4 protein-coding genes and 2 pseudogenes are annotated in these 6,432 nt (G+C 71.1%); 3 read left to right on the top strand and 3 right to left on the bottom strand.

Annotated elements, in window-relative coordinates:
- Nucleotides 1-343: 343 nt before the first annotated feature.
- Nucleotides 344-853: a cupin domain-containing protein gene (locus tag ACFYWX_RS27340; protein ID WP_389426747.1), complete on the top strand. Its 510-nt coding sequence runs from the start codon at nucleotides 344-346 to the stop codon at nucleotides 851-853.
- Between the two features lie 47 nt (nucleotides 854-900).
- Here ACFYWX_RS27340 and ACFYWX_RS27335 read toward each other — a convergent pair.
- Nucleotides 901-2,584, bottom strand: a pseudogene (locus tag ACFYWX_RS27335) (carbohydrate binding domain-containing protein).
- 148 nt (nucleotides 2,585-2,732) lie between these two features.
- Complete coding sequence (locus tag ACFYWX_RS27330; RefSeq protein WP_389426746.1) at nucleotides 2,733-3,854, bottom strand: ATP-grasp domain-containing protein; 1,122 nt, start codon at nucleotides 3,852-3,854, stop codon at nucleotides 2,733-2,735.
- Nucleotides 3,855-4,202: 348 nt separating this feature from the next.
- On the opposite strand from ACFYWX_RS27330, the gene ACFYWX_RS27325 reads away from it, so the two are divergent.
- Together ACFYWX_RS27325 and ACFYWX_RS27320 are read left to right on the top strand one after the other, a co-directional pair.
- Nucleotides 4,203-5,063, top strand: coding sequence for a metallophosphoesterase family protein (locus tag ACFYWX_RS27325; RefSeq protein WP_389426745.1), 861 nt, complete (start codon nucleotides 4,203-4,205; stop codon nucleotides 5,061-5,063).
- On the top strand, nucleotides 5,060-5,749 hold the full coding sequence (locus ACFYWX_RS27320; protein WP_389426744.1) for a 4'-phosphopantetheinyl transferase: 690 nt from the start codon (nucleotides 5,060-5,062) through the stop codon (nucleotides 5,747-5,749). The genes ACFYWX_RS27325 and ACFYWX_RS27320 overlap by 4 nt, the downstream gene beginning before the upstream one ends.
- On the opposite strand, the pseudogene ACFYWX_RS27315 reads toward ACFYWX_RS27320, so the two are convergent.
- A pseudogene (locus ACFYWX_RS27315) lies at nucleotides 5,672-6,356 on the bottom strand (IS5 family transposase); the annotation flags it as partial. The gene ACFYWX_RS27320 and the pseudogene ACFYWX_RS27315 overlap by 78 nt on opposite strands.
- Between the last annotated feature and the right edge of the window lie 76 nt (nucleotides 6,357-6,432).

Genomic DNA, 6,432 nt, shown 5'->3' with positions numbered 1-6,432 from the left:
ACCCCCTCCACCAACACCCCCCCCCCCCCCCCCCACACCCCCCCCCCCCCCCCCCCCCCCGCGGCGCGGCGCCCCCCCCCCCCCCCCCCCCCCCCCCCCCCCGACCCGAGCCCCCGTCCCCCTGTTCCCCCGTCCCCCTTGTTCCCCCGTCCCCCTGTTCCCCCGTCCCCCCAGGGGTTCCCCGTCCCCTGCGGGCCCCGTTGTCTTTCACTCTTATGAGCGCGCTGCCCGCCCTCTGATACACCCCTCGCGAAAAGAAATCTCGCGACCCATGAATTGACCCATGATTCTGCTCATGGAATGGCCCCTGTCGACGGTCACCCGGCTGCCTAGAGTCGTAGACATGACGACGCAGACGACGCAGACCACGAACCTCGAGCCGGTCCTCACCCGTGCCGCAGAGGCCGAGACGACACGTGACCCCAGCAGCGTGATGACGCTCCTCGCGGACTCCGGCAACACCGGCGGCCGACTGACCAGTTACCGGTCGACGTTCGCCGAGGGCGCGGTCGGCGCACCGGCCCACCTGCACACCAAGGCGTCCGAACTGTTCTTCGTGATCGACGGATCGCTGCAGGTCCTGGTGGGCGAGGAGATCACCGTCCTGGAGGCGGGCGACTTCCTGCTCGTGCCGCCGCACACCCCGCACGCCTTCGCCGCCGCGCCCGGCGCGACGGCCGACGTGCTGTTCGTCTTCACCCCGGGCGCGGACCGCTTCGACTACCTGCGCCTCCTCGGCCGGGTGATGCGCGGCGAGGCCGACCCGCAGGAGATCAAGGACTCCTCGGAGCGGTTCGACAACCACTACGTCGACAGCCCGGTGTGGCGCGAGGCGCTCGCGGCGCGGGGCTGACAACCGGGATCCCCGGCACCGCGACGGTGCCGGGGATCCTCGCGCGTTCAGCCGGTGAAGCCGGCCGTGACGGACGTGAACTGCCAGGTGTTCTGGCTGATGCCGGAGCAGTTGCTCGTCACGCCCCCGCCCGGGCACGGCCGGTCACGGTTGACCGACCAGAAGGCGAGCCGCGCGATGTGGTGACTGTTCGCCCAGTCGCGGATCCGGGTCCAGATCGCCGTCGAGGTGAGTTCCTGCTGGTCGGAGAGACCGTTCATGCCCGAGATGCCGATGTGGGCGTAGGCGGTGGTGTCGCCCCAGCCGAACGTCGACTTCAGCTTGGCCTTCAGGCCCTCCGTCGCGTTCACGGTGTTGCCGTACATGTCCGCGCCGCCGCCGAAGTCGAACGGCATGATCGTGAAGACGTCGATGTCAGCGTTCAGCGCCTTGGCCTGCTCGATGAGCCGGTTGCCCCAGTACGTCGGCCCGGTCGTCGAGGTGCCGAAGGTCAGGATCGTGCGCAGGCCCGGGTTGTTCGCCTTGACGATCTTCAGGGCGTTCAGGATCCGGTCCTGGACGGTCGCGTTCTCGAACTCGTCGGTGTTCTCGATGTCGACGTCGATCGCCTTCAGCCCGTAGGCGTCGATCACCTTCTGGTACGCACCCGCCAGCGCCTGTGCGGTCGAGCAGTTCGGCCCGAGCTTGTTGCCGCTCCAGCCGCCGACGGACGGCACGATGTCACCGCCCGCGGAACGGATGGAGTTGATGACGCTCTGGTCGTTGCCGCCGGTCAGCGGCCTGCTGCCGTCCCAGGCCGGGGTGCAGCCGCCGGAGGAGAGGACGAACGCCATCGTGTACCACTTGATCCCGGTCGCGCTCATCACCGAGGTCGCGCTCGGCGGATCGCCCCAGCCGAGATAGAGGTAGGGAGCGGCCTGCTTGAACCCGGTACCGCCGCCGCTGCCCGCATCCGTCGTGACGGTCACGGAGTTGGAGGCCCCGGACCTGTTCCCGGCCGCGTCCCGCGCCTTCACCGTGAAGGTGTGACCCGTGCTCGGCGTGAGCCCGCTGACCGTGGCGGAGGTGCCGGAGACGCTGAGCACCTGCTGGGAGCCGCTGAAGATGTCGTACGCGCTCACCCTGACGTTGTCCGTCGAGGCGTTCCACGCCAGGGACACGCTGGAGGAGGTCTTGCCGGTGGAGCGCAGGTTCGTGGGCGCCGTCGGCGCCTGACCGTCGGACCCGCCACCGGGACCGTCGAGGCTGATGTCGTCGGCGTGGTAGGTGCCCTGCGCGTACCACCCGTGGACGTACACGGTGGCGCTGGTCTGCGAGGCACCGGTCGTGAAGGACACGCTCAGCCTGCTGTACGCCGACGGCGACGACGTCCATGTGGAGGCGCCGCCGTCCACGCCGAGGTAGACGTAGCTGCCCCGCACCCAGCCGCTCAGGGTGTACGTGGTGTCGGGCCGGACGGAGACGGTCTGACCGCACTTGGCGATGTCACTCGAACTCACCGCCCCGGCAAGGGCCTTGGAGCCCCCGTGCACGGGCGAGGACACGACCGAGCCGAGATTTCCGGTACACGACCAGGGGGGACAGGCCCCCCGATTCGAAGCCGGGGTTGCTGAGCACATTGGCCGCCTGAGCGGTACCGGGAAGGGCGACGGCCCCGGCAACGGCCAGGCCGGCCGCACCGATCAAGGAAAGGATTCTGCGTCTGGAACGACCGAGGATGTTGGTGCGCACGCGATCTCCCTGAAGGAATGGGGGTGTTCGGGAGCTGCACGGAGGTGCAAAGTGGTGCGCCAACAAAGTTGGTATGGACCAATCGCGCTGTCAAGGTCTGAGAGCGTAATTGGTCCATACCGGATCAGGTGACGGGCGGGCCGGAAAGCTAGAGCGGCAGGGCCTGCGCGGCCTCGATGGACGTCACCGGCGCCGGCAGCGCCGGCAGCAACGGCCCCGCCTCGACCTCCCGCTGCTGGGGGATCGACACCGCCCGCAACGGCCGCGGACCCGACACCACCGTGTAGTCCTGCCCCAGGAACGGCGGCGCGACCTGCCCCGGGTCCTCCCCGAGCGCCAACTGCACAGCGGCCCACGGCGCGTTGACCCCGCACAGCGACAGCTGGTGCAGCCCACCCGCGGGACGCGTGTTGACATCCATCAGCACCGGCTGCTCGCCGTACATACGGAACTGGATGTTGGACAGGTAGTGCAGCCCGAACCCCTCGGCGATCCGCCGCGCCGGCTCCAGCCACTGCTCGTGGAGCGTGAAACCGCGACGGCGGCCGTTCTTGGTACGGCCGATGGCGAGGCGGACACGGTTGTCGGGGCCGGTGAGGCAGTCGACGGATACCTCCGGCTGCTCCAGACGCGGCATCACGAGCCAGTCCACCGGCTCGTCGGCCTGCCGCAGCGCCTCGACGACCATGTCCAACTGCACGTACGGGGTCGGGAACCCGTTGAGCTGCGCGAGCGAGAACGGGGCGCGCGTGATGACGCGGAAGCCCACCCCGCCGGCGCCGGACGCCGGCTTGAAGCACGCCTTGTGGCCGCCGGCCTCCAACTCCTCGACGGCGGCGAGGAGTTCGTCAGCGGTACGGACCCGGTACCACGGCGGCACCGGCCCGCCGATCGCCTTGACCGCCTCGTAGGCGATCACCTTGTCATGGAAGACGGCCACGGCCTCCGGCGGCGGCGCCAGCAGCGCCGTGCCGACCGCCGCGAAGTCGGCGCGGTGCGCGACGATCGCCGCCTGGTGCAGCCGGGGCACGAACACGTCGATGCCGCGGCGCTGGCACTGGTCGAGCGCGAACTCGACGTACGCGGCGGGGGACAGGCCCTCCGGCTCCAGCTCGGCGGTGTCGGCGGCGGCCAGCACCGGGGAGTCGGCGTCGCCGTGCGTGGCGTGGATCTCGACGGCCCGATCGCTGGGATTTCGTCGCAGCTGATCCATGAAGAACACGTTCTCCGCGTACGTGCGGTTGAGCCAGACGCGTACGCGAGAGAGCATGCAGGCCGCCTTTCGGGGGTGTGCGGGCACGGCGAAGCAAGGCCGTGCCCGGCCAGGGGTATAGGAAGGGACACCAAACCGACCCTGTTGAAGGGAAGCGAATGCGGTGGTGTTTGGGGCGATCATACGGCTTCCCGAGGCCCTCTCGTGCAACGCGAGTGTTACGGATTTCCCGATCATGAACGCGGGCGCGCGGCGGCACCGGTGATCCGCCGGTCCGAGCCGCGCCGATCCGAGGCCGGCCCGGCGCCGCCTCTCGCCGCGGATCCACGACGGCGGGTCGCCCTTGCCCGCCGACTTCGAATGTGTTCTCGTGGACCCATTCGTGTGCTCGTGAGGGGGCGAGAGGTGACGTCGACGGCCGGTGGTGCCGGACAGCTGCTGGCCATCAGTGACCTGCACATCGGGTACCCCGAGAACCGCGCCCTCGTCGAGGCGATGCGCCCCGAGACGGACGACGACTGGCTCCTCGTGGCCGGCGACGTCTCGGAGAACGTGGCCGACATCTCCTGGGCGCTGAAGACGCTGGCGAGCCGCTTCCGCCAGGTCGTGTGGGCGCCCGGCAACCACGAGCTGTGGACCCACCCGAAGGACCCGGTCACGCTGCGCGGGGTCGCCCGCTACGAGCACCTGGTCGCCCTCTGCCGCGACCTGGGCGTGCTGACGCCGGAGGACCCGTACCCCGTCTGGGAGGGCCCCGGCGGCCCGGTCGCCGTCGCCCCGCTGTTCCTGCTGTACGACTACTCGTTCCTGCCGGACGGCTGCGCGACGAAGGAGGAGGGGCTGGCGTACGCCCACGGGACCGGGATCGTCTGCAACGACGAGTACCTGCTCCACCCCGACCCCTACCCGACGCGCGAGGCCTGGTGCCTGGCGCGGGTCGCCGAGACCGAACGCCGGCTCGCCGAACTGCCGGACGACCTGCCCACGGTCCTCGTCAACCACTACCCGCTGGACCGGCACCCCACCGACGTCCTGTGGCACCCCGAGTTCGCCATGTGGTGCGGCACCCGGCTGACCGCCGACTGGCACCACCGGTTCCGCGTCGCCACCATGGTCTACGGCCATCTGCACATCCCGCGGACCACCTGGCACGAGGGCGTCCGCTTCGAGGAGGTGTCGGTGGGCTACCCGCGCGAGTGGCGGGGGCGCCCGCAGCCCCCGGGGCGACTCCGGCGCATTCTGCCGAGGGAGGACGCGGACCAGTGATCGAGGAGCTGCTGCCGCAGGCGGTGGTCGCCGTGGAGACCTACGGCGACGAGGGGGCCGACGAGGCCGAGAGCGGGCTGCATCCGCAGGAGGCGGCGCTCGTGGTGCGGGCCGTCGCCAAGCGGCGCCGCGAGTTCGCCGTCGTCCGCGCCTGCGCCCGCCGCGCCATGGAGAAGCTCGGCGTGCCGCCACAGCCCGTGCTGCCGGGGGAGCGGGGCGCGCCGCGCTGGCCGGACGGACTGGTCGGCAGCATGACCCACTGCGACGGCTACGGCGCCGCCACCCTGGCCCGCGCCACCGACCTCGCCTCCCTCGGCATCGACGCGGAACCCCACCAGGAGCTGCCCACGGGCGTCCTGCCCGCCGTGTCCCTGCCCGCGGAGACGGAGCGGCTGGAGCGCCTGTCCACGGAGCGTCCCGAGATCCACTGGGACCGGCTCCTGTTCAGCGCCAAGGAGTCCGTCTACAAGGCGTGGTTCCCCCTCACCGGCCTGTGGCTGGAGTTCACCGAGGCCGAGCTCGACCTCTACGCCGACCCCGGCGAACACCTCAGCGGCGGCTTTCGCGCCCACCTCCTCGTCCCCGGCCCCGTGGTCGACGGCCACCGCCTAGACCACTTCGACGGCCGCTGGACGGTGCAACGAGGCCTGGTGGCCACGGCGGTGACGGTTCCCCACGTCCCCTAGCGAGGGACTGTTTCTCCGATCATGCATCGAGCGGGTAGCGATGCCTCGCCACTGCCTGAGGCGGTGGAAGCAGCGTTCGACGACGTTGCGGCGCCGGTCGGCGGCCTTGTCGAAGCCGCACCGGCGTTCGCCGTGCCCTGCTCTGCCCTGCCCGGCCCGGCCCGGCCCGCGAGTTGGCCGACACGCTCGGGAATGGTCGCCTTGATCCCACGTCTGCGCAGGGAGGCACGGAACGAGAGGGCTGAGTAGCCCTTGTCGGCCACGACCCGGTCGGGCCGCCTTCGGGGCCGTCCCGGCCCGGGCCGGGCGACGCGGATCACGTCGATGACAGCATCGGCCTGCGTGCAGTCGTTACGGGTGCCGGCCGTGACAGTGAAGGCGAGCGGCCGGCACCGCCCGTCGCAGGCCAGCTGTGTCTTGCCGGTCAACCCACCCGCGGGAGCGTCCGAGCGCTCCTCGAGCCTCCTTTGGCGGCGGTGTGCTGATGGGCCCGCACGACGGTGGAGTCCAGCGCCGCCGGCCAGTCCACCTCCGCAGGCCCCTGAGCCGCGGCCAGGAGCCTGTCGAAGGTGCCGTCGGCAGCCCGGCGGGCGAACCGCCCGTGCACCGCAGGGCGAGCAGCACCCCCTCGCCGGCCTCGGACAGGTACACCGCGGGCCGTGCAGCGCGTATCCGCTTCGTCA

This window comes from Streptomyces sp. NPDC002888 (genome assembly GCF_042888465.1).
Classification (GTDB): Bacteria; Actinomycetota; Actinomycetes; order Streptomycetales; family Streptomycetaceae; genus Streptomyces.
The sequence above is the reverse complement of the archived record's forward strand: the minus strand, read 5'-3'. Positions and strand labels throughout refer to the sequence as shown.

Excerpts from the sequence above, each read along its gene's own strand:
- ACFYWX_RS27340 (WP_389426747.1), top strand. The coding sequence starts at position 344 with ATGACGACGCAGACGACGCAGACCACGAACCTCGAGCCGGTCCTCACC.
- ACFYWX_RS27330 (WP_389426746.1), bottom strand. The coding sequence starts at position 3,854 with ATGCTCTCTCGCGTACGCGTCTGGCTCAACCGCACGTACGCGGAGAAC.